This is a genomic window from Rathayibacter sp. PhB151 (genome assembly GCF_004366415.1).
GTDB classification, from domain to species: Bacteria; Actinomycetota; Actinomycetes; order Actinomycetales; family Microbacteriaceae; genus Rathayibacter; species Rathayibacter festucae.
The window spans coordinates 95,488-118,888 of the sequence record NZ_SOEN01000007.1 but is presented as its reverse complement, the minus strand read 5'-3'; the positions used below and the strand labels follow the sequence as shown (position 1 = coordinate 118,888).

Here is a 23,401-nt window from a genome sequence, read left to right as displayed (position 1 = left end):
TCCGAGAGCGTCAGCCGGCCGGCCGCTCCGCGCCGAGGATCGTGCGGACCTTCTCGACGTCGTCGTTCATCTGCCGGATCAGCGGCTCGACGCCCTCGTAGGCCACCTGGCCGCGGATGCGCGAGACGAAGGCCACGTCGACGACGCGGTCGTAGAGGTCGATCGTCTCGTCCAGCAGGTAGGCCTCGACCTGCTTGGGCGGCACGCCGACGAAGGTCGGGTTGCTGCCGACGGAGATCGCGGCCGGGTAGCTGCGGCCCTCGGTGACGAAGCGGCCGGCGTAGACACCGTCGGCGGGGATCAGCCCCTGCGACTCGGGCGAGAGGTTCGCGGTCGGGAAGCCGAGCTCGCGGCCGCGCTTGGCGCCGTGCACGACGACGCCGCGCACCACCGGCTCGTGGCCGAGCAGCCAGGTGGCGTGCTCGACGTCGCCCTCGGCGAGCAGCTCGCGGATCCAGGTGGAGGAGACGCGGCGGCCGTGCTCGGGCCGCACGTCGTCGATCAGCTCGACCTCGAAGCCGTGGGTCTCGCCGAGCGCCCGCAGCATCGCGACGTCGCCGGCGCCGTGCGCACCGAAGCGGAAGTCGGAGCCGACCAGCACCACGCGCGCCTCCAGGGCATCGACGAGCACCTGCTGGACGAACTCCTCGGCCGTGAGCGAGCGGAACCGCTCGTCGAACGCCAGCAGCAGGGTCGCGTCGATCCCCGTCCCGGCCAGCAGCTCGAGCTTCTGCTCGTTGCCGACCAGGGCCGGCGGGCACTTCTCCGGGGCGATGACGCTGAGCGGATTCCGGTCGAAGGTGACGACGACCGCGGCCAGACCGCGCTCGCGGGCCCGCGCGTGCAGGGTGTCGATCACGGCCCGGTGGCCGGTGTGCACGCCGTCGAACTTGCCGATGGTGACGGCGGACGGGCCGATGCCGGTGAGGTCGGCGGGGCGCTGCTCGACGCGCATCAGGCCGCCGTTCCCGCGGAGGAGCGCCGGCCCTGCACCCGCAGCCACCAGAGCCCGAGCACCGGCAGCACCAGCGGGATGAGCAGGTAGCCCGCGCCGAACGCCGCCCAGACCGTCGACTGCCGGCCGAACGGATCAGCGCTCGAGAGCCCGAGCAGCTGCGGGGCCAGCACGCTGATCGCGCCGACGACGAGCACGCCGACCAGCTCGAAGGTGATGGTCACGAAGGCGATGCGCTGCCAGACCCGGCCGGGAGCCACGAGGGCGATCGTCGCAACGATGTACACGACGGCGGAGAGCGCCGAGAGCGAGAACGCGAGCGGCGCCTCGTCGAAGCGGTCGATGATCTGGAAGACCGAGCGGCCCGTCGCGGCGAGCGCGAGGATGCCGTAGACGACCACGAGGAGGCTGCCGATCCCCCGGGACCGCGCCGAGCGGGCGGGTCGCTGATCCTGGTTCGGCAGAGCTGGGTCCTGGGCCGCCCGTCCGGGCGCATCGCTGGGTTGGTTCGACATCGCAGGGTCAATGGTAGGCGCTCGCTGCAATCTCTCCCCCTCGGCCGGGGATCGGGAGCGTCAGGCGGCCTGGAAGAACCAGATCTGGTGCATCCGGTAGACCATCACGGCGATCGCGAGGCAGACGACGCCGAGGATGACCGTGCTCCACCGGCTGCGCTCGATCAGCGCCCAGAAGCCGGCGGCGAGCGGCAGGATCAGCGCCGAGACCAGGTAGATGTAGAACTCGGGCAGGCTGCCGGTGGGGCGGTTGCCGACCAGGGGCGAGACGATCGCGACGGCGAGCTGGACGATCAGCAGCAGCTCGACGATCGCGGTGGCCCCGACCGTGACGTCGGAGGGGCGCCGGCCGATCATCCCGAGCACCAGGCAGAGCAGGCCCGCCGCCACGGCGATGCCGACCTGGAGAGTGGCGAACCAGTCGATCACGACGTCGCCACCCGGAGCTCCTCGGTGGGGAAGTTGACGACGCTCTTCAGCGCGGCGCCGCGGCGCTCGGCGAGGCCGACCAGGCGCTCCCCCGGACCGACGGCGGCGAGCAGGCCCTTGGCTCCCGCGAACGCCTCGGGCACCGGGATCCGCTTGCCGTTGGCGAGGTCGACCGCCTCGCCGGCGTCCAGGTGCAGCAGCGGGAACAGCTCGCCCGCGACCGCGGTCGGCGTGAGCAGGGCGGCGGGGACGTCGAGCTCGTCGATGACGCCGGCCTCGGCGACCCGGAACGGGCCGACGGCGGTGCGGCGGAGCACGGTGAGGTGCCCGCCGACGCCGAGCGCGGCGCCGAGATCGCGCGCGAGCGCGCGGATGTAGGTGCCGGACGAGCAGGTGACGCGGACGTCGAGGTCGAGGAAGCCGTCGGCCTCGCGGCGCTCGAGCACGTCGAAGGCGCTCACGGTGACGGGTCGCGCCGGCAGCACGACCTCCTCGCCGTCGCGCACCCGGGCGTAGGCGCGGCGGCCGTCCACCTTGATGGCGCTGACCGCGCTCGGGATCTGCTCGATCGCGCCGGTGAGGGTCGCCACGACGGCGTCGACCGCCTCGGCGGTGAGGGCCGCCACGGCGCCGGGCTCGGCGGTCGTGAGCGTCTCGCCCTCGCGGTCGTCGGTGCTCGTGGCGGCGCCGAGGCGGATCGTGGCCTCGTACTCCTTGTCGAGACCGACCAGGTAGGTGAGGAGCCGGGTCGAGGGACCGAGGCCGAGGATCATCAGCCCGGTCGCCATCGGATCGAGCGTCCCGGCGTGTCCGACCTTGCGCGTCCCGGCGCGGCGGCGGGTCCGCGAGACGAGGTCGTGGCTGGTGATCCCGCCCGGCTTGTCCAGCAGGAGGATCCCGTTCGGAGCCGCCGCAGAAGGGCTGGGAGTCTCGAGCACGGGTGCGAGGATACACGCGCAGTTCGGGAGTCGGCCGCGCGGAGCCCGCACCCGGCACGGCCGCCGCCCGCCGCGGTTCTAGGCTGTCCGGATGAGGATCGCCGTACTCGGAGCGGGCGCCGTCGGCGGCACCGTCGCCGCCCTCCTGGACCGCGCAGGACACGACGTCGAGGTGACAGCGCGCGGCGAGAACCTGACGGCGATCCGGCGGCAGGGCCTCCGCCTCGACGGCGCCTGGGGCGAGCACACCGCCTGGGTCCGCTGCGGTGAGACGCTCGACCTCGTCCCCGATCTCGCCGTGCTCTGCACGAAGGCGCAGGACGCCGAGGACGCGCTCCGCGCCAACCGCCGCACGGTCGACGGCACGCTCCTCGTCGTGGTTCAGAACGGGCTCGACGGCCTGGACGCCGCCGCCCGCCAGGTGCGCGACGCCCGCCTCGTCGGCGCGCTCGCCCTCTTCGCGGCCAGCCACCTCGAGCCCGGCCGCGTCACGGTGACCGCCCCGGCGACGACGACCCTCGGCGTCCCCGGCCGCCCCGCCGACGACGACGTCCGCCGGGCCGCCGCGATCCTCGGCGAGGCGGTGCCCACGGCCACCACGGACGACTTCCTCGGAGCGCAGTGGACGAAGCTGCTGATCAACGAGGTCAACGCGCTGCCCGCGATCACCGGTCTCTCGGTGCAGGAGACGATCGCCCACGCGGGACTGCGCCGGCTGCTCGCGCGGGCGATGCGGGAGGCGGCTCGGACCGGCCTGGCCGCCGGCGTCCGCTTCGGCGCGCTGCAGGGGCTCACCGACGCCCGGATCCGCGCGCTCGCCGCCGCGCCGCTGCCGGTCGTCGAGCTGCTGCCGAGGCGGATGGCGACCCGGATGGGCGACGTGCCGAACCCGGGGTCCACGCTGCAGAGCGTGCGGCGCGGAGTCCCGAGCGAGATCGACCATCTGGCCGGCGCGGTCGTCCGCACGGCGCACCGCCTCGGGCGCGAGGCGCCGGTCAACCAGCTGCTCGTCGACCTCGTGCACGAGGTCGAGCGCTCGGGCGCCTTCCTGCCCGCGGACGACGTGGTCCGGCGGGCGTCCTCCGTCTAGCGGAGGAGCGCGGGACGACTCAGCAGGAGTCGGCGAAGAGCCGGCGCGGGTGCTCCGGGTCGCGGACGTCCACCAGGATGCCCGCGATCCGCTTCGGATCCGTGCTCGCCCGATAGGCCTCGTCGACCGGCGGCTCCTGGGTGTCGAGCCGGATCGACGTGCTCCACGCTCCGCGGAGCTCGGGGCGCAGGGCGAACGGCCCGTCGACGAGCAGCACGGCGTCGCGGCCGGCGGTGCGCCAGCGCGCCTGCCGCGCCTCGTCGCGCACGCCGTCGTAGCCGGCCAGGACGAAGCCGGTGCTGCCGCCCAGCTTGAACGGATCGAGCAGCACGCGCCGCAGCAGCTCGTAGTCGTAGCCCGCGAGGTAGGCGCGCTGCGCCTCCGGGATCGACGGATCCTCCCGCTCGGCCCGCGGACGGCGGAAGTCGGCGAGGTGCGCGACCACCGTGTCGCGGCCCGCCCGGCGCATCGCCTCGGCCAGCGCGAGCGCGAACTCAGCCGACACCTCCGGGTCGTCGCCGTCGATCCCGACCGCCACGCGGCCGTGCCCGTAGTTGTGCAGCACCTCCGCCGCGAGCGCGTCGAGCACATCGGCCTTCTGCGGAGCCCACTTGGTCATTCGCCCACGATACGCGGGACGGCCTAGGGTGACCTGATGCCCACCGGATCGACGCCCGCCGCATCGATGCCCGCACTCTCCGCGGCGATCGTCGACTGGTTCCGCGAGAACGCCCGCGACCTGCCCTGGCGCCGCGAGGGCTTCCCCGCCTGGGGCACCCTCGTCAGCGAGTTCATGCTCCAGCAGACGCCGGTCGTGCGGGTGATCCCGCGGCTCGCCGAGTGGCTCGAGCGCTGGCCGACCCCGGCCGATCTGGCGGCCGTCCCTCCGGGTGAGGCGGTGCGCGCCTGGCAGTCGCTCGGCTACCCGCGCCGGGCGCTGCGCCTGCACGCCTGCGCCGTCGCGATCACCGAGCAGCACGGCGGTGTCGTCCCGCACGACGTCGACACGCTCCTCGCCCTCCCCGGCATCGGCGACTACACGGCGCGCGCGATCGCCGTCTTCTCCTTCGGCCACCGCCACCCCGTCGTCGACACCAATGTGCGGCGCGTGATCGCCCGCGCCATCGACGGCGCGGCCGAGCCCGGCCCACCGCGCGCGAAGACCGACCTCGCCGCGATGGAGGCGCTCCTCCCCGACGGCCTCGCCGACGCCGCCGCCTTCAACGCGGGCGCGATGGAGCTCGGCGCGATCGTCTGCACCGCCCGCGCTCCCCGCTGCGACGCCTGCCCGATCCGGGACGCCTGCGCCTGGCGGGCCGCCGGCTACCCGGCCTACGACGGCCCGGTCAAGGCGCGGCAGAAGAAGTACGAGGGCTCCGATCGGCAGGTGCGCGGCCTGATCCTCGCCGAGCTCCGCGCCGCGCACGGCCCGGTGACCGCCGCCGAGATCGCCTCCCTCTGGCCGGAGGCCGAGCAGCGCGACCGCGCCCTGGCCGGCCTCCTCGCCGACGGCCTCGCCACGGGCTCGCCGGACGACGGCTACCTGCTCCCCCACTCCTGAGCGGCGCTCCGGTGTCGGACGGGGCGGGTAGCGTGGCGCCGTGACCGGTCGCCGACTCCGACTCCCCCGCCCCGACGCCGAGCTCGACAGCGCGCTCGCCGCCGTCCGCACCGCGAACGACCTGCCGGGCGCCTTCCCGCCGGACGCCCTCGCCGAGGCCGAGCAGGCCGACCGCACGGCGGACGACACGGGCCGGATCGACCTCACGCGCGTCCCCTTCGTCACGATCGACCCTCCCGGCTCCCTCGACCTCGACCAGGCCGTGCACCTCGAGCGCCGCGGATCCGGAGTCGTGCTCCGCTACGCCATCGCCGACGTACCGGCCGTCGTCCGCCCCGGCGGGGCCCTCGACGCCGAGACCCGCCGCCGCGGCCAGACCTACTACCTCCCCGACGGCCGCGTCCCGCTGCACCCGCCGGTCCTCTCCGAGGGCACCGCCTCGCTGCTCCCCGACCTCGAGCGACGCGCCCTGGTCTGGACCCTCGAGCTCGACGACACCGCCGAACCGACAGACGTCCGCCTCGAGCGCGCCCTCGTCCGCAGCACCGCCCGACTCGACTACGACGGCGTCCAGCGCAGCGTCGACGCCGGCGAGGCGCACCCCTCGATCGCGCTGCTCCCCTGGTTCGGCACCGAGCGCCAGGCCCGCGAGGCCGAGCGCGGCGGCGCGAGCCTCGCCCTCCCCGACGAGGAGATCGTCGCGATCGACGGCGGCTACCGGATCGAGCGCCGGGCACCCCTCGCGTCCGAGGGCTGGAACGCCCAGGTCTCGCTGCTCACCGGCATGGCGGCCGCGACGATGATGCTCGACGCGGGCGTCGGCGTCCTCCGCACCATGCCTGCAGCCGACGAGGACACCGTCGCCGCCTTCCGCGCCCGCACCGAGGCCCTCGGCGTCCCCTGGGGCGCCGACGAGCTCTACGGCGCCTACCTCCGCCGCCTCGACACCGCCGACCCGGCGCAGCTCGCGATCATGTCCGCCGCGACGACGCTCTTCCGCGGCGCCGGCTACACCGCCTTCGACGGCGTCGCCCCGGATCAGCCCCAGCAGTCCGCCCTCGCCGCCCCGTACGCGCACGTCACGGCCCCGCTCCGCCGCCTGGTCGACCGCTTCGGCCTGGCCACCTGCCTCGCGATCTCGACCGGAGCGGAGCTCCCGGCCTGGCTCCGCACGGCCCTGCCCGAGCTGCCCGCCCTGATGACCGCGAGCGACCGCCGCTCCGGAGCCGCCTCCCGCGCCGCGACCGCCGTCGTCGAGGCCGCCATCCTCCGCGGCCGCGAGGGCTCCTCCTTCGAGGGCGTCGTCGTCGCCTCCGCGAGGACCCGCTCGCAGGTCCAGCTGCTCGACCCCGAGATGACCGTCGACGTCCCGGTGCCGCAGACGCCGGGAGCCCGTGTCGTCGTCGTCCTGGAATCGGTCGACGTCGCCACGGGCTCCGCGGTGTTCAGGCCTGCTGCCTAGTCCTCGTCCTCGTCCTCGCGCGGCTTCACGTAGGGGTCCGCGTCGCCGGCGTAGTCCGCCTTCGCGGCGAGCGACTGCACCTGAGTGTCCTGGTTGCGCGCCGTCGCGAGGAGGTCCTCGATGTGCTTCGCGTTCTCCGGGATCGCGTCGAGGATGAACTCGAGCGACGGCGTCAGCCGCGCCGTGATGTTCTTGCCGACCTCCGTGCGGAGCATGCCGGTCGCCGCCTTCAGAGCGAGTGCCGAGTCGGCGCGCTCCTCGTCGGTGCCGTAGACCGTGTAGAACACGGAGGCGTGCTGCAGGTCACCGGTCACCTGCACATCGGTGATGGTGACGAAGCCGAGTCGGGGGTCGCGGAGTCCGCGCTCGAGCCGCTTGGCGACGATCACCTGAATCCGTTCGGCGAGCTTCCTCGCCCGTGCCGGATCTGCCATGGCTGGTCCTCATCTCTCTCGACGAACCGTTCGGCTCGCCATCTAACCACTCCCCGGCAGTCCTGCCGGGGGCTTGCTCTGTGCTCGACTCGTCAGGCGCGGCTGCGCCGGCGCGGGTGGGGTGCCTCGCCGCGGCTCCTTCCCGCGCGGCTGCGCCGCGCCCGCCAGACCCGAGCCAGGAGCCGCGACGAGACACCCCACCCGCACCTCACGTCAATACAGGCGGAAGTCCGTGCTCCCGGTCCCCCTCCCGCGCAGGCGCCCCACCCCACGTGCTGGTGCAGGTACCCGACGCGACACGCCTCGGAGACCGGGCCCCGTCCGCACGTGCTGACGGAGCGATCCTCCCGTAGGGAGGGAGGCCACTCCTGCCCTCGCGCGACAGGCTCGGGTCTGGCGGGCGGGCCGCAGGCCCGCGGGAAGTCGCGCGAGGGCAGGAGTGGCCTCCCGATCCCTCGTCAGACCGGGGGCCGAAAGCCGGAAGCCGAGGACCCCCAGGAACGCCGGAAGGCCCGGGCGGACCCGGGCCTTCCAGTGAGCATCAGGGTCAGCCTCGCGGCTTCTCCTTCATCTCGATCGTCTCGATCTCATCGCCGATCTGGATGTCGTTGTACTTGCCGAGACCGATACCGGCCTCGTAGTCCGTACGGACCTCCGTGACGTCGTCCTTGAAGCGACGCAGCGACTCGATGGCGAGGTTGTCCCCGACGACGACGCCGTCGCGGATGACGCGCGCCTTCGAGTTGCGGGTGATCGTGCCGGAGCGGACGATGACACCCGCGATGTTGCCGACCTTGGAGGAGCGGAACACCTCGCGGATCTCGGCGACACCGGACTGGACCTCCTCGTACTCGGGCTTGAGCATGCCCGTGAGCGAGTTCTCGACCTCTTCGATCGCGTTGTAGATGACCGAGTAGAAGCGGATGTCCACTCCCTCTCGAGCAGCGCGCTCGCGGGCCTTCGGGTCGGGGCGGACGTTGAAGCCCACGATGATCGCGTTGTCGATCGTCGCGAGGTTGACGTCCGACTCCGTGATCGCACCGACACCGCGGTGGATGATGCGCAGCTGCACCGAGTCGTCGACCTCGATCTTGACGAGCGACTCCTCCAGCGCCTCGACGGCACCGGACACGTCGCCCTTGATGATGAGGTTGAGCGACTCGACCTTGCCCTCCTCGAGAGCACGGGTGAAGTCCTCGAGCGAGATGCGCTTGCGGGCCTTGGCCAGCAGGGCGTTGCGCTGAGCGGCTTCGCGCTTCTCGGCGATCTGGCGAGCGGTGCGGTCCTCCTCGGTGACGAGGAAGGTGTCGCCGGCGCGGGGCACGGACGAGAGTCCCTGCACCTGCACCGGTCGCGACGGCACGGCCTCGAGCACGGCGACGCCGTTCTCGTCGGCCATCGCACGGACGCGGCCGTAGGCCGTTCCCGCGACGATCGCGTCGCCGACGCGCAGCGTTCCCGACTGGATGAGGACCGTCGCGACGGCACCGCGTCCCTTGTCGAGCTTCGCCTCGATCGCGACTCCGCGCGCCTCCTTGTCGGGGTTGGCGCGCAGGTCGAGACCGGCGTCCGCGGTGAGCAGCACGGCGTCCAGGAGGTCCTGGATGCCGGTGTTGGCGCGGGCCGACACGTCGACGAACATGACGTCTCCGCCGTACTCCTCGGCGACGAGGCCGAACTCGGTCAGCTGCTGGCGCACCTTGGCCGGGTTGGCGTCGGGCTTGTCGACCTTGTTCACCGCGACCACGATCGGCACGTTGGCCGCCTGGGCGTGGTTCAGCGCCTCGATGGTCTGCGGCATGATGCCGTCGTCCGCCGCGACCACGAGGATCGCGATGTCCGTGACCTGGGCACCGCGGGCTCGCATGGCGGTGAACGCCTCGTGACCCGGGGTGTCGATGAAGGTGATCGGGCGCTCGATGCCCTCGTGCTCCGCGACGACCTGGTACGCACCGATGTGCTGCGTGATGCCGCCCGCCTCGCCGGCGACGACGTTGGCGTTGCGGATCGCGTCGAGCAGGCGCGTCTTTCCGTGGTCGACGTGACCCATGACGGTGACGACGGGGGGACGGATCTGGAGGTCCTCGTCCGTCTCGTCCTCGAGCTCCTGCTCGAGGTCGAGGCCGAAGCCCTCGAGGAGCTCCTTGTCCTCGTCCTCGGGCGAGACGACCTGGATCTTGAAGCCGAGCTCACCGCCGAGCACCTCGAAGGTGGCCTCGTCGAGCGACTCGGTCGCCGTCGCCATCTCGCCGAGGGCGAAGAGGACGGTGACCAGGTTGCCGGGGGGCACCGGCACGCCGGTCATGGCCTCGATCTTGTCGGCGAAGTCCGAGATCGACGCGCCGCGGCGCAGACGGATGACCGTCTTGCCGTCGCCGCGGGGGACGCTGACGCCGCCGAGCGACGGGGCCTCCCTGAGCTCGAACTCCTGACGCTTCGTGCGCTTCGACTTGCGGGCCTTGCTCTTGCCGCCACCGCGACCGAAGGCACCAGCGGTGCCACCGCCGGGGCCGCGACCGCGACCGCCGCCGCCACCGGGACGAGGGGCGAAGCCGCCACCCGCTCCGGGAGCGCCGCCGGGGCGCTGGAAGCCGCCGCCGGCCGGACGGCCGGGGCCGCCGGGACGACCGGTTCCGCCACCGGGACCGCCGGGACGCTGGCCGAAGCCGGCGGGGCGCTGGCCCATGCCCGGTCCACCGGGTCGGGGCGCACCGGGGCGGGGAGCCGCGGGACGGGGGATGTTGCTGGGCGTCGGGCGCGAGCCCATGCCCTGCGAGCTGGCGAACGGGTTGTTGCCCGGGCGCGGGGGCGTCGCGGGACGCTGGCCCATGCCCTGGTTGCTCGCGAAGGGGTTGTTGCCCGGACGCGGGGCGCCACCGGGACGGCTGGAGCCGCCGGTAGCGGAGCTGCCGCCGGACTTCGGCGGGGCTGCCGCCGGGGCCGGACGGGGGGTCGCCGGCTTCGGTCCGCCGGGAGTGGCGGGCGAGGCGGCGGGGGTCGCTGCAGCGGGCTTCTCGGCCGCGGGCGCCGGAGCGGCGGCCTCGGTCGGAGCCGGAGCGGCGGGAGCGTTCGCAGCGGCCTGGGCGCGAGCCGCGGCCGCGGCCTCCTGGGCGGCCTGAGCGGCCGCCTGACGCTCGGCGACCGACATCGGCGGAGCCGGCGCCGGAGCGGGCGGCTTGGCCGGGCCGGGCATCGGCGCGGAGGGGCGGGCACCCGAGGGGCGGGGAGCCCCGGGACGGGCGGTGCCGGCGGTGGGTGCCGACGGGGTCGACGACGCACCCGTGCTCGCGCTGCCCTGGAGGGCCTGGCGGAGCTTGCGGGCGACGGGGGGTTCGATGCTGGAGGACGGTCCCTTGACGAACTCGCCCAGTTCTTTCAACTTCGCAAGTGCGACCTTGCTGTCGACGCCGAGTTCGGCGGCGATCTCGTGCACGCGTGGTTTAGCCACTTCTCTCCTGTCTCGGACCTGCGCCCAAGACGGGGCAGGCCATCACAAACGGACGGATCTCATTTCGAGCCGCTCATCAGTCGTTGCTCATGATCAGTTCACGGGCCGTTCTGCCTGTTCTCTCTGCGGTGTGATCGTTCGCCTGGCCGGTTCCTCAGGGTGAGGAGCCGAGCCGGTCAGGTCACGGGTGACGTACTGCTCCACGGCGCTCGCGTCCACGCTCTCGCGCGTCCGGAACGCCCTGCTGAACGCGCGGCGCTTCACCGCGAGCTCGTAGCAGTCGTACGCGTCGTGCAGCCACGCTCCCCGCCCAGCACGGACACCCCGCGGATCTACCACGAGGACGTTCGAGGGGAGGACGAGCCTCAGAAGTGAGGCCCTTGGGGCGCGCAGACGGCAGCCGACGCACGTTCTGACGGGTTCCACTGTACTCCCTCGTTCCCGGGAGCGCCTCCCCGCACCGCCGACGGACGGGATCACTCCCCGTCCATCACCGAATCGGGCTGGATGTCGATCTTGGCGCCGGTGAGCTTGGCGGCGAGTCGGGCGTTCTGGCCCTCCTTGCCGATCGCGAGCGAGAGCTGGTAGTCCGGCACGAGGGCGCGGACGGCCTTGAGGCTCTGGTCGATCACGAAGGCGCTGGTCACCTTGGCGGGCGAGAGCGCGCTGGCGACGAAGGTCGGCAGGTCGGAGGAGTAGTCGACGATGTCGATCTTCTCGTTGTTGAGCTCCGCGGTCACCGCGCGCACGCGCTGGCCGAGCTCGCCGATGCACGCGCCCTTGGCGTTGACGCCCGGCTCGGTCGCCCGCACGGCGATCTTGGTGCGGTGGCCGGCCTCGCGGGCGAGCGAGACGATCTCGACGACGCCGGAGGCGATCTCCGGGACCTCGAGGGCGAAGAGCTTGCGGACGAGCGACGGGTGCGTCCGCGAGACCTGGACCGACGGGCCCTTGGGGCCCCGGCTGACGCTCGTCACGTAGACGCGGATGCGGCGGCCGTGGCTGTAGTCCTCGCCGGGCACCTGCTCCTCGGGCGAGAGGATCGCCTCGATCGAGCCGAGGTCGACGTGGATCATCTTCGGGTTGGGGCCCTGCTGGATGACGCCCGCGACGATGTCGCCCTCGCGGCCCTTGAACTCGCCGAGGACCTTCTCGTCGCCGATGTCGCGCAGCCGCTGGTTGATGACCTGCTTGGCGGCGAAGGCCGCGATGCGGCCGAAGTCGCGCGGCGAGTCCTCGGACTCGCCGACGACGGCGCCCTCCTCGTCGATCTCGGGCACGAACACGCTGACGTGCCCGGTCTTGCGGTCGAGGTGCACGCGGGCGTCCACGGCCGTGGCCTTGTCGGCGTCGTCCGCCTGGCCGATGTGCTTGAGGTAGGCGGTGAGGATAGCCTGCTCGATGATCTGCACGAGTTCCTCGAAGGGGATCTCGCGCTCGCGCTCCAGCAGGCGCAGAACGCTCAGGTCGATGTCCATGGGCGGGCCTTTCTCTCTATTCACTTGGGGCGTGGCGGCGCAGCGCGACCACGTCGAAAACCGGTCCGACGCCGGCGGCGCCACGGCCGGAGCCGGGCCCGCGCGTCGGGACCATTGAGCATAACCGACCGAGATGACGCCGGACGGGACGGAGGGACCGGAGCCGCTCAGGCTCCGAGACGGGCGAGCGCCTCGGCGGCGGGCAGCTGCTCGCGCTCGCCGGTGCGCCGGTCCCAGAGCTCGACGATGCCGTCGGCGGCGCTGCGGCCGGCGATGACGATCAGCGGCACGCCGATCAGCTCGGCGTCGCCGAACTTGACGCCCGGCGAGACCTTGGGCCGGTCGTCGATCAGCACGTCGCGGCCCGCGGCCTCGAGCGAGGCGCCGACCGACTCCGCGAGCGCGAGCGCCGCAGGGTCCTTGCCGGTCGCGATCACGTGCACGTCGAACGGCGCGACGTTCTCGGGCCAGATGAGCCCGCGGTCGTCGTGGTTGCTCTCGGCGATGATCGCGAGGATCCGGGTCACGCCGATGCCGTAGGAGCCCATCGTGACGGTCACGAGCTTGCCGTTCTCGTCGAGGACCTTGAGGCCGAGGACATCCGCGTACTTCCGGCCGAGCTGGAAGACGTGGCCGATCTCCATGCCGCGGGCGGTCTCGATCGGGCCGGAGCCGTCGGGAGCGGGGTCGCCACTGCGGACGTCGGCGACCTCGACGACGCCGTCGCCGGAGAAGTCGCGGCCGGCGACGAGGTCGAGCACGTGCTTCCCGGCGACGTTCGCCCCGGTGATCCAGGAGGTGCCCTCGACGACGCGGGGGTCGAGCAGGAAGCGGATGCCGCTGGCGGACTCCTCCCCCAGGACGGCGCCCTCGGCCGACCACGGGCCGATGTAGCCCTTGACCAGCGCGGGGTGCTTCGCGAAGTCTTCCTCGGTCGCGGCCTCGACCTCGGCGGGGGCGAAGGCGACCTCGGCGCGCTTGAGGTCGACGTCCCGGTCGCCGGGCAGCCCGACGACGACGAGCTCGCGGGTTCCGTCGAGCGCGGTGAGCGCGAGGACGACGTTCTTGAGCGTGTCGCCGGCGGTCCAGGCGCGGCCGTCGGCGCGCGGCTCCTGGGCGTTGGCGAGGTCGACGAGCGTCTGGATGGTCGGGGTGCCGGGCGAGTCGAAGACCCGCGCCTCGGCGAGCCCGTCCACGGGCAGCGCCTCGGGGACGGGCGTCCGGTACGCCTCGACGTTGGCCGCGTAGCCGCCGGCCGAGCGCACGAAGGTGTCCTCGCCGACCGGGGTCGGGTGCAGGAACTCCTCGCTGCGCGAGCCGCCCATCGCACCGGCGTCGGCCTGCACGATCACGTACTCGAGGCCGAGGCGCGCGAAGATCCGCTCGTAGGCGTCGCGCTGCACCTGGTAGCTCGCGTCGAGACCGGCGTCGGTGTAGTCGAAGGAGTACGCGTCCTTCATGGTGAACTCGCGACCGCGCAAGAGGCCTGCCCGGGGTCGCGCCTCGTCGCGGTACTTGTCCTGGATCTGGTAGAGCGAGAGCGGCAGGTCCTTGTAGGACGAGTAGAGGTCCTTGACCAGGAGGGTGAAGAACTCCTCGTGCGTCGGCGCCAGCATGTAGTCCGCGTCCTTGCGGTCCTTCAGGCGGAAGACGCCGTCGCCGTACTCGGTCCAGCGGCCGGAGAGCTCGTAGGGCTCGCGGGGCAGCAGCCCGGGGAAGTGGACCTCCTGCGCACCGGCGGCGGCCATCTCGGCATGGATGATCGCCTCGATGCGGCGCTTGACTTTCAGACCGAGGGGCAGCCAGGCGAAGACGCCGGGGGCCTGACGGCGGATGTAGCCGGCCCGGACCAGGAGGCGGTGGCTCGCGACCTCGGCGTCGGCCGGATCCTCTCGGAGGGTGCGGACGAACAGGTGCGAGAGACGGGTAACCACGAGGGACGATCCTATCCGGAGTCCGCGGCGGGGTGTCCCGCGCGGTCCGGGGTGGCGGCGGACCGGGCGTGTGCCGGTCCGCCGCCCGCGGTCACTTCGAGACGACGACCACCGGGGAGCCGGTCGAGGTGTCGTCGGCGGGCATCTCGGCGGCCAGGCGGTTGGCCTCCTCGATGAGCGTCTTGACGATCTCGGACTCGGGGACGGTCTTGATGACCTCGCCCTTGACGAAGATCTGGCCCTTGCCGTTGCCGGAGGCGACGCCGAGGTCGGCCTCGCGGGCCTCGCCCGGTCCGTTGACGACGCAGCCCATGACGGCCACGCGCAGCGGGACGCTCATGCCCTCGAGACCGGCGGTCACGTCGTTGGCGAGCGTGTAGACGTCGACCTGCGCACGGCCGCAGCTCGGGCAGGAGACGATCTCGAGCTTGCGCTCGCGGAGGTTCAGCGACTGCAGGATCTGCAGGCCGACCTTGACCTCCTGCGCGGGCGGCGCCGAGAGCGAGACGCGGATGGTGTCGCCGATGCCCTCGCCGAGCAGGATGCCGAACGCCGTCGCCGACTTGATCGTGCCCTGGAACTCGGGGCCGGCCTCGGTGACGCCGAGGTGCAGCGGCCAGTCGCCGCGCTCGGCGAGCTGGCGGTAGGCCTGGACCATGATCACCGGGTCGTTGTGCTTGACCGAGATCTTGAAGTCGTGGAAGTCGTGCTCCTCGAAGAGGCTCGCCTCCCAGACGGCGCTCTCGACGAGCGCCTCGGGGGTGGCCTTGCCGTACTTCTGCAGGAGGCTGGGCTCGAGCGAGCCCGCGTTGACGCCGATGCGGATGGAGACGCCCGCGGCCTTGGCGGCGGCGGCGATCTTGCCGACCTGGTCGTCGAACTTGCGGATGTTGCCCGGGTTCACCCGGACGGCCGCACAGCCCGCGTCGATCGCGGCGTAGACGTAGTTCGGCTGGAAGTGGATGTCCGCGATGACGGGGATCTGGCTCTTCTTCGCGATGATCGGGAGCGCCTCGGCGTCGTCGCGGCTCGGCACGGCGACGCGCACGATGTCGCAGCCGGAGGCGGTCAGCTCGGCGATCTGCTGGAGCGTCGCGTTGATGTTCGTGGTCGGCGTGGTGCACATCGACTGCACGCTGACCGGGGCGTCACCGCCGACCAGCACCTTCCCGACCTTGATCTGACGGGTCTTCCGGCGGGGGGCGAGGGTCACGGGGACCTTGGGCAAACCCAGATTCACAGCAGGCACGAGCCCCATCGTACGCGCGCCGTGCGGCCGGACGCCGCCGCTCCCCCGGTTCCCAGGTCCCGCCGATCTGCGCCGCACCACCCGGAACGAGTTCCCGCTCCGGCTACTCCGAGTAGGCCTGTCGGATCAGATCGGCGGCCTGGTAGTAGACGCTCTCCCTCGAGTCGGAGAGAGTCACGCTGTCGTCGCCGTAGACCTGGAAGGCGATGTCGACGATCCGCTCCGGATCGTGGAGGTCGAGGTGCCGGACGAGGGCGATCAGGTCGCCGGTGTCCTTCGCGCGCCCCGCGGCGAGCTTCATCGCGAGGAGGAAGCGGGGCGAGGCGATCCGCAACCGCCCGTCGCCGATCGTCAGCTCGGTCGCCTCGATGTCGTCAGCCGGGTCGAATTAGACGAAGGACGACGCGCTGTCGCTGAACCACGACGGCGAGATGCCCTTCTCGCGCGCCAACGCCTCGGCCTCCGCCCTCAAGGCGGAGTATTCCGCGAAGAGCCCGTCGAGGTTCTCCGTCAGACGCCGCGCAGTCACCTCACGAGTCATGGCGAAGCCGCCGATCACATATCCGGAGAGCCGGACGCCGCGCCTCGCGAGCCTCTCGCCGAGCTCGGCGAGCAGTGCGGTGAGCTCCTCCTGGCTGAAGAGCGACGGCCGACCGGTCACCGGATCGACCAGCTCTTCTCCCGGGCGAGGATGTTCTTCTCGAGGAAGTCCTGCGGTGTCTCTCGGCGAACGATGTCGCGCCACTGCGGGATCGGCGTGCCCGTCGTGCCGGGCATCCACTCCTCTTCTAGGGCCCGGACATCTGTCCAGTCGGGGATCCGAAGGCCTCGCTGACGCGACGTCCGGCGCGCAAGGACAGCGATCAGGACGTCGAACCGGAGGTCGCCGGTCGAGCGCGGTGCGAGGAGGAAGTCCTCGAGCTCCTCACCCGCGCACTGAGGCCGGAGCCCGCCGAAGGCCTGAGTGACGATCCTCAGAGCGGCGTCCTCGTCGTGCCGTCGAAGCTCGACTCCCGCTTCCTCCGCCGCTCGCCGCACCGTCAGCGCGTGCCCGTCCGACGAGAAACTCATGCCGTCATTTTACGGAGCCGCAGTGCGCTTCTCGTCCCTCATTTCATCGGTGAACCGTCGCGAGAACGCCGACTTCCGGCTCGCGGCGGGCCGGGCGAGGACCGGCGCCACCTCGAAGGCGAACGCGCGAATCGCGTGCCAGCGATTCGCGATAGCCGTCCGCAACCCGCTCCTCTCGACACCACCCGTCGCGAAGCCGACCGCGGCACGCCGGGCAGGGACCGGCGTGCAAGACGACTCAGAACAGCGTGATCGGCTTGACGATGTCGGCGTAGATCAGCAGCGCGCTCATGCCGCCGAGGAGCAGGACGACCGCGTAGGTCAGCGGGAGGAGCTTGGCGATGTCGACGGGGCCGGGGTCGCGGCGGCCGAAGAGCTTGGCGATGCGGCGGCGCAGGCCCTCCCAGAGGGCGCCGGCGATGTGGCCGCCGTCCATCGGGAGGAGGGGGACGAGGTTGAAGACGAAGAGCGCGACGTTGAGGGAGGCGAGGACGCCGACCATCGTCTGCACCTTGGAGACGACGGGCAGCTGGTCGGAGGCGGCGATCTCGCCGGCGATGCGGCCGACGCCGACGACGCTGATCGGTCCGTTGGCGTCACGGGCCTCGGTGCCGAAGGCGGCCTGCGCGACGTCGATGAGGCGCTGCGGCAGGTTGAGGATGACCCCCGCGACGCTCCTGATGTTCTCGCCGACGGTGCCGGGGACCGCGGTGATCGGCTGCTGCACGAGGGCCTGGGTCGGCGAGATGCCGATGAAGCCGACGGTCTGCGTCTCGACCGCGCCGGAGGAGTCGAGCACCGCGTTCCCCGCGGCGTCGGTGACGGCCACCTCGTTCTCGGCCGGGGTGATCGTCAGGGTGAGGGGCTGGCCGTCGCGGTCGACGGCGACGCTGAGCGGCACACCGGCGGACGCGCGGATGATCGGGGTGAGGTCGTTCCAGGAGGAGACGGGCGTGCCGTCGATCGCGGTGATGGTGTCACCGGGCAGGATGCCGGCCGCGGCGCCGGGCGCGAGCGGGTCGTCGGCGGAGCAGCTCTCGGTGGTGGTGTCGCTCGCCGGGACCACGCACTGCGAGACGGTGGAGATGGTCGACGTGTTCTGGGCGACGCCGATGCCGCAGAGCAGCACCGCGAAGAGGACGGTGGCGATCACGAGGTTCATGAACGGGCCGCCGAACATCACGATGACGCGCTTCCAGACCGCGAGCCGGTAGAAGGCGCGGTGGTCCTCGCCCTCGCCGATCGTCTCGGCGCTGGCGGCGCGGGCCTCGTCGATCATGGTCGCGTAGCCGCCACGGCGGGGCTCGGGGTCGGGCGCCGACTCGTTGCCGTTCAGTCCGTTGAAGAAGCCCGTGCTCGACTCGCCGACGCGGTCGCCCGGGTGCTTGGGCGGGTACATCCCGATCATCGCGATGTAGCCGCCGAGCGGCAGCGCCTTGGCGCCGTACTCCGTCTCGCCGCGGCGGACGGAGAAGACCGTCCGGCCGAAGCCGATCATGTACTGCGTGACCTTGACCCCGAAGAGCTTCGCCGGAACGAGGTGCCCGACCTCGTGCAGCGCGATCGACAGGGCGACGCCCACGGCGATGATGACGAGGCCGAGGACGAAGAGCAGCACGGATTCCACTCGGTCACTGTAGGCCGCGGGGTGACCCCTCGGCTGGAGAGGCGCTGGAGGATCGCGATGAGGGCGCGATCAGCCCATCGCGCTCAGGCGGCGGCGATCCGCTCATCGGCCGTGCGGCGCGCCCAGGCCTCGGCCTCGGCCAGCGACCCGCGGGTCAGCTCGCCGTCCACGGTGTGCGCGTCGACGACGGCCTCGACCGTCGCGAGGATGTCCAGGTAGCCGATCCGCCCGGCGTGGAACGCCTGCACGGCCTGCTCGTTCGCGGCGTTGAAGACGGCCGGGTAGGAGGCCCCCGCGACTCCGACCTTCTTCGCGAGCCGGACGGAGGGGAACGCCTCCTCGTCGAGCGGCTCGAACGTCCAGGACTGCGCGCGGGTCCAGTCCAGCGGCACGCCGACGCCGGCGACGCGGTGCGGCCAGTCGAGGCCGAGCGAGATCGGCAGCCGCATGTCGGGCGGCGAGGCCTGGGCGATCGTGGAGCCGTCGACGAACTCGACCATCGAGTGGACGATCGACTGCGGGTGCACGGTCACGTCGATCCGCTCGTACGGCACGTCGAAGAGCAGGTGCGCCTCGATCACCTCGAGGCCCTTGTTGACCAGCGTCGAGGAGTTGGTCGTGACGACCAGGCCCATGTCCCAGGTCGGGTGCGCGAGCGCCTCCGCCGGGGCGACGTCGCGGAGGGAGGCGCGGTCGCGCCCGCGGAAGGGACCGCCCGACGCGGTGAGCACCAGCCGGCGGACCTCGCGGTGCTCCCCCGCGAGCAGCGCCTGCGCGATCGCCGAGTGCTCGGAGTCGACGGGCACGATCTGGCCGGGAGCGGCGAGCGAGGTGACCAGCTCGCCGCCGACGATCAGCGACTCCTTGTTCGCGAGGGCGAGGGTGCGGCCCTCCTCGAGCGCCGCGAGCGTCGGGCCGAGGCCGACCGAGCCGGTGATGCCGTTCAGGACGACGTCGGCGTCGACACAGCGGATCAGCTGCTCGGCCTCCGCGGCACCGAAGGCGGTGTGCTCGACGCCGAAGTCGCGCGCCTGCCGGGCGACGACCTCGCGGTTGGAGCCGGCGCCCAGGCCGACCACCTCGAAGCGGTCGCGGTTCGCGCCGATGACGTCGAGGGCCTGCGTGCCGATGGACCCGGTCGAGCCGAGGATGATGACCCTGCGCATCCGCCCATCCTGGCACGGCGGCACCCGGCCCTCCCGGGCCGGGAGCCTCTCCGGGTCAGCTCACCGCGAGGATGTCCACCACGAAGACGAGGGTGTCCGTGCCGCTGATGCCCGCGTTCGCGTTGCCCGCCTCGCCGTAGCCCTTGTCCGGCGGGATGACCACGAGCACCTGCGAGCCGACGGTCTGGCCGACCACCGCCTCCTTGAAGCCCTCGATCACGTCGCCCGTGCCGAAGGACGCGGGCGTGCCCTTGCCCCAGCTCTGGTCGAAGACCTCGCCGGTGCCCCAGACCACGCCCTGGTACTGGACGATCAGCGAGTCGCCGTCGGCCACGGTCTGCCCGTCGCCCTTCTTGAGCACCTCGAGCTGCAGCTCGGCCGGCGGGTCGGTCGCGGGGATCGTCACCGTCGGGGCGCCGTCCTCGGCGAGCGCCACGGTCGGCAGCCCGTCGACCGGGGCCTGCGGCTCGCCGGTCGCGGCCGAGGGGACGATGCCCTCGACGTCGATGACCATCACGATGGAGTCGTCCGCGGCGATCCCGAGGTCGGTGCTGCCGGCGTCGCCGAACGCGTCGGCGGGCGGGACGACCGCGACGACGCGCGAGCCCACGGTGGCGCAGTTGACCGCCTTCACCAGGCCGGCCAGGTACTGCTCGGTGTCGACCTCGAAAGCCGCGCGGCCCCCGGAGGCGTAGCTGCTCGCCGAGAACTCGGCTCCGCTCGTGCCGTTGTACAGGGTGTAGTCGACGAGGACGGTGTCGCCCTCGGCGACCGTCTCGCCGGTGCCGTCGATGACGGTGGTGCCCTCGGTCGCGTCGACGCTCATCGGGGTGGGGAAGACGGTGACCGGCTTGGTCCCGAAGTCGCCGGCGGCGTCCACCGCCTCGGACGCGTCTCCGGAGGAGATGCAGGAGAGCGGGGTCGGGGTCGCACTCGGGAGGGCCTCGGGGGCACCGCCCGTGCAGGCCGCGAGGCCGAGGGAGGCGCCGAGGACGGCGAGGATCGCGAGGGTTCTGCGCACGGGTGCACCTTTCCTGCCCGGCAGGGAGCGGGACGACGTCGGGGGGATCGGTCCATCCTGCGGGCTGCGCCTCTGCCCCGGCTGAACGATCCCTCCACGGCGCCCACCCGGTCGCGCCGCCCCGGAGCGTCCCCGGCCCCCTCCCCGGGGGCCGCGCCTAGCATGGAGGAATGCGTGAATTCTCGGTCCCCCAGTCCCGCGCGCTCGTCACCGAGCTCCCCGGCCCCCGCTCGATCGCGCTGCAGGAGCGCCGCGTCGCCAGCGTCTCCCGCGGCGCCGGAACCCTCGCGAACATCTACATGGACCACGCCTCGGGCGCTGTCCTGGTCGACGTCGACGGCAACCGCCTGATCGACCTCGGATGCGGCATCGGCGTCACCACCATCGGCCACGCGCACCCCGCGGTCGCGGCCGCCGCCGCCGCGCAGGCCGAGAAGCTGACCCACACCCTCTTCACGGTGACCCCCTACGAGAACTACGTGCGGGTCGCCGAGAAGCTCGGCGAGATCACCCCCGGCGACTTCGAGAAGCACTCGATCCTCGTCAACTCCGGCGCCGAGGCGGTCGAGAACGCGGTCAAGATCGCCCGCAAGCACACCGGTCGCCGCGCGATCGCCGCGCTCGACCACGCCTTCCACGGCCGCACCAACCTCACGATGGCGATGACCTACCGCCCCTGGCCCGAGCGGGCCGGCATGGGCCCGTTCCCCGGTGAGATCTACAGCCTCCCGATGAGCTACCCCTTCCGCGACCCCGAGGGCATGACGGGCGAGGAGGCGGCCGAGCGCTCGATCGACTACATCCGCACCCACATCGGCGCCGAGGAGCTGGCAGCACTGTTCGTCGAGCCGATCCAGGGCGACGGCGGCATCATCATCCCGGCGGCCGGCTACTTCGAGCGCCTGTCGGAGTTCTGCACCGAGAACGGCATCGTCTTCGTCGCCGACGAGATCCAGGCCGGCATCGCCCGGACCGGCGCCTGGTACTCGATCGAGCACTTCGGCGTCGTTCCGGACCTGATCACCACCGCCAAGGGCATCGCCGGCGGCTTCCCGCTCGCCGCGGTCACCGGCCGCGCGGAGATCATGGACGCCGTCCAGCCCGGCGGCATCGGCGGCACCTTCGGCGGCAACCCCGTCTCGACCGCCGCCGCGCTCGCCACCTTCGAGGCCATCGAGTCCGAGGGCCTGATCGCCGAGGCGCAGCGCGTCGAGCGCGCCCTGCAGGCCCGCATCGGCGACTGGGCCGAGCGCTTCGCCGTGGTCGGCGAGGTCCGCGGCAAGGGCGCGATGTTCGGCGTCGAGCTCGTGCACCCCGGTACCAAGAAGCAGAACCCGGAGGCGCTCTCCGCCGTCCTGAAGCACGTCACGACGAACGGCGTCATCGCCCTGGACGCCGGCAGCTGGGACAGCGTCCTGCGCATCATGCCGAGCGTGGTCATCAGCGAGGAGCTGATCGACGACGCCGCGGGTGTCATCGAGGAGGCGCTCGCCACCTTCGGCTGAGTCACTCCCTCTCCGTCGACCTGCGGGCCGCTCCTCGTCACGAGGGGCGGCCCGCGGTCGTCCGCCCCGGCCCGCGGAAAGGCCCCCGGCGGAGCGGTCGGAGGAGCGGTCGGCGGGGCATGACCCGAGCGGCATGCACCCGCCGGTAGCGTCGGGCGAATGCCGACCGACGACGCTCCGACACCGCCGACACCCCCGGGGATCGGCGTCTCCGCGCGCGTGGCCCGCTTCACGATGAGCCGCCTCGGCCGGATGATCTACCGCCCGATCGTCGAGGGCCGCGACAACGTGCCGCGCACCGGTCGCGTCATCCTCGCCAGCAACCACCTGTCGTTCATCGACTCCCCCGTGCTGACGCTGCTGGCGCCGCGGCCGGTGCAGTTCCTCGCCAAGGCCGACTACTTCACCGGCACCGGCGCGCGCGGCGCCGCGTCGCGCTCGTTCTTCACGGCGGTCGGAGCGGTGCCCGTCGAGCGCGGCGCAGGCCAGGCCGCGCAGGAGGCCCTCGACCTCGGCCGCGCGATCCTCGAGCGCGACGAGGCGTTCGCGGTCTATCCGGAAGGCACGCGCTCGCGCGACGGCCGCCTCTACCGCGGCCGCACCGGCGTGGCGTGGCTCGCGCTCACCACCGGCGCACCCGTCGTCCCGGTCGGCCTCGTCGGCACCCAGGAGCTGCAGCCCGTCGGCTCGAAGATCCCCCGCCTGCACCGGATCACCGTGCGCTTCGGCGATCCGCTCGACCTCTCCCGGCACGGGTCCGCCGACTCGGGCCGCGCGCGCCGGCACGCGACCGACGAGGTGATGGCCGCGATCCATGCGCTCTCGGGCCAGGAGGCCGCGGGCGTCTACAACGAGTCGCCCCCGGTCACGACGGTCGAGAAGATCAAGCGCGCGCTGCCGCACGAGCGGCGCTGACGACTCCCGCCGCCGCACCCGACGCGCTCGCCGCGGATCAGTGCGCGTCGGCCGCCGAGGTCTGCGGCTCGTGCCCGACCGGGAAGTTCACCGAGTTCGCGATGAAGCACAGCCGCGACGCCTCGCCGTGCAGCGACTGCGCGAGCTCGACCATCGACTCGTGCGCGACGCGGACCCGTGGCCGGAGGGTCACCGAGACGAAGCGCCCGCCCTCGCCCTCCTGCACCATCCGCCCGGCGGCGTCGTCGACGTACTCGGTCACGACGACGCCGTTCTTCACCGCGACGTGCAGGAAGGAGAGCAGGTGGCACTGCGCGAGCGCGGCGAGCAGCAGCTGCTCGGGGTTCCAGCGGTCCGGGTCGCCGCGGAAGGGCTTGTCGGCCGAGGCGAGGATGGGCGGCGGGCCCTCGGCGACGAGGACGTTCTGGCGCCCGTAGTCCCGGTAGCCGCTGGTGCCGGTTCCGCGGTTGCCCTCCCAGACGACGGATACGGCGTAATCGTGCTCCGCTTGCATCGGAATCCTCCTTCTCGGCCGTGGTTCAGGCCGGTCTCGACGGTCTGGACCCCTGCTGCTCCGAGGCCCGCGGGTACACTCGGGGGACC

23 protein-coding genes are annotated in these 23,401 nt (G+C 72.5%); 5 read left to right on the top strand and 18 right to left on the bottom strand.

Features of this window, described 5'->3' with window-relative positions:
- Positions 1 to 10 precede the first annotated feature (10 nt).
- The 4 genes from EDF35_RS07900 to truB are packed head-to-tail and all read right to left on the bottom strand — an operon-like array spanning position 11 to position 2,837.
- Positions 11 to 955 (bottom strand): bifunctional riboflavin kinase/FAD synthetase, encoded by a 945-nt coding sequence (locus EDF35_RS07900; RefSeq protein WP_133961693.1) that lies wholly within the window; start codon positions 953 to 955, stop codon positions 11 to 13.
- Positions 955 to 1,470 (bottom strand): hypothetical protein, encoded by a 516-nt coding sequence (locus EDF35_RS07895; protein ID WP_243839898.1) that lies wholly within the window; start codon positions 1,468 to 1,470, stop codon positions 955 to 957. The genes EDF35_RS07900 and EDF35_RS07895 overlap by 1 nt, the downstream gene beginning before the upstream one ends.
- A 60-nt stretch (positions 1,471 to 1,530) precedes the next feature.
- Positions 1,531 to 1,899, bottom strand: coding sequence for a hypothetical protein (locus EDF35_RS07890; RefSeq protein WP_133961691.1), 369 nt, complete (start codon positions 1,897 to 1,899; stop codon positions 1,531 to 1,533).
- Positions 1,896 to 2,837 (bottom strand): tRNA pseudouridine(55) synthase TruB, encoded by a 942-nt coding sequence (gene truB / locus EDF35_RS07885; RefSeq protein ID WP_133961689.1) that lies wholly within the window; start codon positions 2,835 to 2,837, stop codon positions 1,896 to 1,898. The genes EDF35_RS07890 and truB overlap by 4 nt, the downstream gene beginning before the upstream one ends.
- A gap of 91 nt (positions 2,838 to 2,928) precedes the next feature.
- On the opposite strand from truB, the gene EDF35_RS07880 reads away from it, so the two are divergent.
- Complete coding sequence (locus tag EDF35_RS07880) at positions 2,929 to 3,927, top strand: 2-dehydropantoate 2-reductase (RefSeq protein ID WP_133961687.1); 999 nt, start codon at positions 2,929 to 2,931, stop codon at positions 3,925 to 3,927.
- A gap of 19 nt (positions 3,928 to 3,946) precedes the next feature.
- On the opposite strand, the gene EDF35_RS07875 is transcribed toward EDF35_RS07880, so the two are convergent.
- Positions 3,947 to 4,546, bottom strand: coding sequence for a hypothetical protein (locus tag EDF35_RS07875; RefSeq protein ID WP_133961685.1), 600 nt, complete (start codon positions 4,544 to 4,546; stop codon positions 3,947 to 3,949).
- A gap of 66 nt (positions 4,547 to 4,612) precedes the next feature.
- Between EDF35_RS07875 and EDF35_RS07870 the strand changes: the two genes are divergently transcribed.
- Together EDF35_RS07870 and EDF35_RS07865 are read left to right on the top strand one after the other, a co-directional pair.
- A complete protein-coding gene (locus EDF35_RS07870; RefSeq protein ID WP_133962695.1) occupies positions 4,613 to 5,488 on the top strand; it encodes an A/G-specific adenine glycosylase in 876 nt (291 codons plus the stop codon).
- A 40-nt stretch (positions 5,489 to 5,528) separates the two neighbouring features.
- Entirely contained in the window at positions 5,529 to 6,950 is a 1,422-nt protein-coding gene (locus tag EDF35_RS07865) for an RNB domain-containing ribonuclease (RefSeq protein ID WP_133961683.1), read from the top strand.
- Here EDF35_RS07865 and rbfA read toward each other — a convergent pair.
- The 12 genes from rbfA to EDF35_RS07805 form a co-directional block, all read right to left on the bottom strand.
- Positions 6,947 to 7,384, bottom strand: a complete 438-nt coding sequence (rbfA, locus tag EDF35_RS07860; RefSeq protein WP_123445535.1) for a 30S ribosome-binding factor RbfA — start codon at positions 7,382 to 7,384, stop codon at positions 6,947 to 6,949. The genes EDF35_RS07865 and rbfA overlap by 4 nt on opposite strands.
- A gap of 547 nt (positions 7,385 to 7,931) precedes the next feature.
- A complete protein-coding gene (gene infB, locus EDF35_RS07855; RefSeq protein WP_133961681.1) occupies positions 7,932 to 10,832 on the bottom strand; it encodes a translation initiation factor IF-2 in 2,901 nt (966 codons plus the stop codon).
- Positions 10,833 to 10,925: 93 nt separating this feature from the next.
- A complete protein-coding gene (locus EDF35_RS07850; protein WP_123702952.1) occupies positions 10,926 to 11,258 on the bottom strand; it encodes a YlxR family protein in 333 nt (110 codons plus the stop codon).
- 50 nt (positions 11,259 to 11,308) lie between these two features.
- A complete protein-coding gene (gene nusA, locus EDF35_RS07845) occupies positions 11,309 to 12,310 on the bottom strand; it encodes a transcription termination factor NusA (protein ID WP_123445531.1) in 1,002 nt (333 codons plus the stop codon).
- A gap of 167 nt (positions 12,311 to 12,477) precedes the next feature.
- Positions 12,478 to 14,244, bottom strand: coding sequence for a proline--tRNA ligase (locus EDF35_RS07840; protein WP_133961679.1), 1,767 nt, complete (start codon positions 14,242 to 14,244; stop codon positions 12,478 to 12,480).
- 91 nt (positions 14,245 to 14,335) lie between these two features.
- Positions 14,336 to 15,493, bottom strand: a complete 1,158-nt coding sequence (ispG, locus tag EDF35_RS07835; RefSeq protein ID WP_123445529.1) for a flavodoxin-dependent (E)-4-hydroxy-3-methylbut-2-enyl-diphosphate synthase — start codon at positions 15,491 to 15,493, stop codon at positions 14,336 to 14,338.
- Positions 15,494 to 15,596: 103 nt separating this feature from the next.
- Positions 15,597 to 15,827, bottom strand: coding sequence for a hypothetical protein (locus EDF35_RS07830; protein WP_166674046.1), 231 nt, complete (start codon positions 15,825 to 15,827; stop codon positions 15,597 to 15,599).
- A 54-nt stretch (positions 15,828 to 15,881) separates the two neighbouring features.
- Positions 15,882 to 16,154: a hypothetical protein gene (locus EDF35_RS07825; protein WP_133961675.1), complete on the bottom strand. Its 273-nt coding sequence runs from the start codon at positions 16,152 to 16,154 to the stop codon at positions 15,882 to 15,884.
- A complete protein-coding gene (locus EDF35_RS07820) occupies positions 16,151 to 16,564 on the bottom strand; it encodes a hypothetical protein (RefSeq protein WP_133961673.1) in 414 nt (137 codons plus the stop codon). Before EDF35_RS07820 ends, EDF35_RS07825 begins: the two co-directional genes overlap by 4 nt.
- A 238-nt stretch (positions 16,565 to 16,802) precedes the next feature.
- Positions 16,803 to 18,191, bottom strand: coding sequence for a site-2 protease family protein (locus tag EDF35_RS07815; RefSeq protein ID WP_208323038.1), 1,389 nt, complete (start codon positions 18,189 to 18,191; stop codon positions 16,803 to 16,805).
- A gap of 83 nt (positions 18,192 to 18,274) precedes the next feature.
- A complete protein-coding gene (locus EDF35_RS07810; RefSeq protein WP_133961671.1) occupies positions 18,275 to 19,357 on the bottom strand; it encodes a 1-deoxy-D-xylulose-5-phosphate reductoisomerase in 1,083 nt (360 codons plus the stop codon).
- 55 nt (positions 19,358 to 19,412) lie between these two features.
- Positions 19,413 to 20,378 (bottom strand): FKBP-type peptidyl-prolyl cis-trans isomerase, encoded by a 966-nt coding sequence (locus EDF35_RS07805; RefSeq protein WP_133961669.1) that lies wholly within the window; start codon positions 20,376 to 20,378, stop codon positions 19,413 to 19,415.
- Positions 20,379 to 20,548: 170 nt separating this feature from the next.
- Here EDF35_RS07805 and EDF35_RS07800 point away from each other — a divergent pair, with 170 nt between their 5' ends.
- Positions 20,549 to 21,883: an aminotransferase class III-fold pyridoxal phosphate-dependent enzyme gene (locus EDF35_RS07800; protein WP_133961667.1), complete on the top strand. Its 1,335-nt coding sequence runs from the start codon at positions 20,549 to 20,551 to the stop codon at positions 21,881 to 21,883.
- Positions 21,884 to 22,117: 234 nt separating this feature from the next.
- On the top strand, positions 22,118 to 22,798 hold the full coding sequence (locus tag EDF35_RS07795; RefSeq protein ID WP_243839967.1) for a lysophospholipid acyltransferase family protein: 681 nt from the start codon (positions 22,118 to 22,120) through the stop codon (positions 22,796 to 22,798).
- Between the two features lie 37 nt (positions 22,799 to 22,835).
- On the opposite strand, the gene EDF35_RS07790 is transcribed toward EDF35_RS07795, so the two are convergent.
- Positions 22,836 to 23,312, bottom strand: a complete 477-nt coding sequence (locus EDF35_RS07790) for an OsmC family protein (protein ID WP_123702936.1) — start codon at positions 23,310 to 23,312, stop codon at positions 22,836 to 22,838.
- Between the last annotated feature and the right edge of the window lie 89 nt (positions 23,313 to 23,401).

What these genes read in the sequence shown, in the direction of transcription:
- EDF35_RS07900 (WP_133961693.1), bottom strand. Translation starts at nt 955, where the DNA reads ATGCGCGTCGAGCAGCGCCCCGCCGACCTCACCGGCATCGGCCCGTCC.
- EDF35_RS07875 (WP_133961685.1), bottom strand. Translation starts at nt 4,546, where the DNA reads ATGACCAAGTGGGCTCCGCAGAAGGCCGATGTGCTCGACGCGCTCGCG.
- nusA (WP_123445531.1), bottom strand. Translation starts at nt 12,310, where the DNA reads ATGGACATCGACCTGAGCGTTCTGCGCCTGCTGGAGCGCGAGCGCGAG.
- EDF35_RS07820 (WP_133961673.1), bottom strand. Translation starts at nt 16,564, where the DNA reads ATGAGTTTCTCGTCGGACGGGCACGCGCTGACGGTGCGGCGAGCGGCG.
- EDF35_RS07810 (WP_133961671.1), bottom strand. Translation starts at nt 19,357, where the DNA reads ATGCGCAGGGTCATCATCCTCGGCTCGACCGGGTCCATCGGCACGCAG.
- EDF35_RS07790 (WP_123702936.1), bottom strand. Translation starts at nt 23,312, where the DNA reads ATGCAAGCGGAGCACGATTACGCCGTATCCGTCGTCTGGGAGGGCAAC.
- rbfA (WP_123445535.1), bottom strand. Translation starts at nt 7,384, where the DNA reads ATGGCAGATCCGGCACGGGCGAGGAAGCTCGCCGAACGGATTCAGGTG.
- EDF35_RS07870 (WP_133962695.1), top strand. Translation starts at nt 4,613, where the DNA reads ATGCCCGCACTCTCCGCGGCGATCGTCGACTGGTTCCGCGAGAACGCC.
- EDF35_RS07800 (WP_133961667.1), top strand. Translation starts at nt 20,549, where the DNA reads ATGCGTGAATTCTCGGTCCCCCAGTCCCGCGCGCTCGTCACCGAGCTC.
- EDF35_RS07895 (WP_243839898.1), bottom strand. Translation starts at nt 1,470, where the DNA reads ATGTCGAACCAACCCAGCGATGCGCCCGGACGGGCGGCCCAGGACCCA.
- EDF35_RS07795 (WP_243839967.1), top strand. Translation starts at nt 22,118, where the DNA reads ATGAGCCGCCTCGGCCGGATGATCTACCGCCCGATCGTCGAGGGCCGC.
- EDF35_RS07880 (WP_133961687.1), top strand. Translation starts at nt 2,929, where the DNA reads ATGAGGATCGCCGTACTCGGAGCGGGCGCCGTCGGCGGCACCGTCGCC.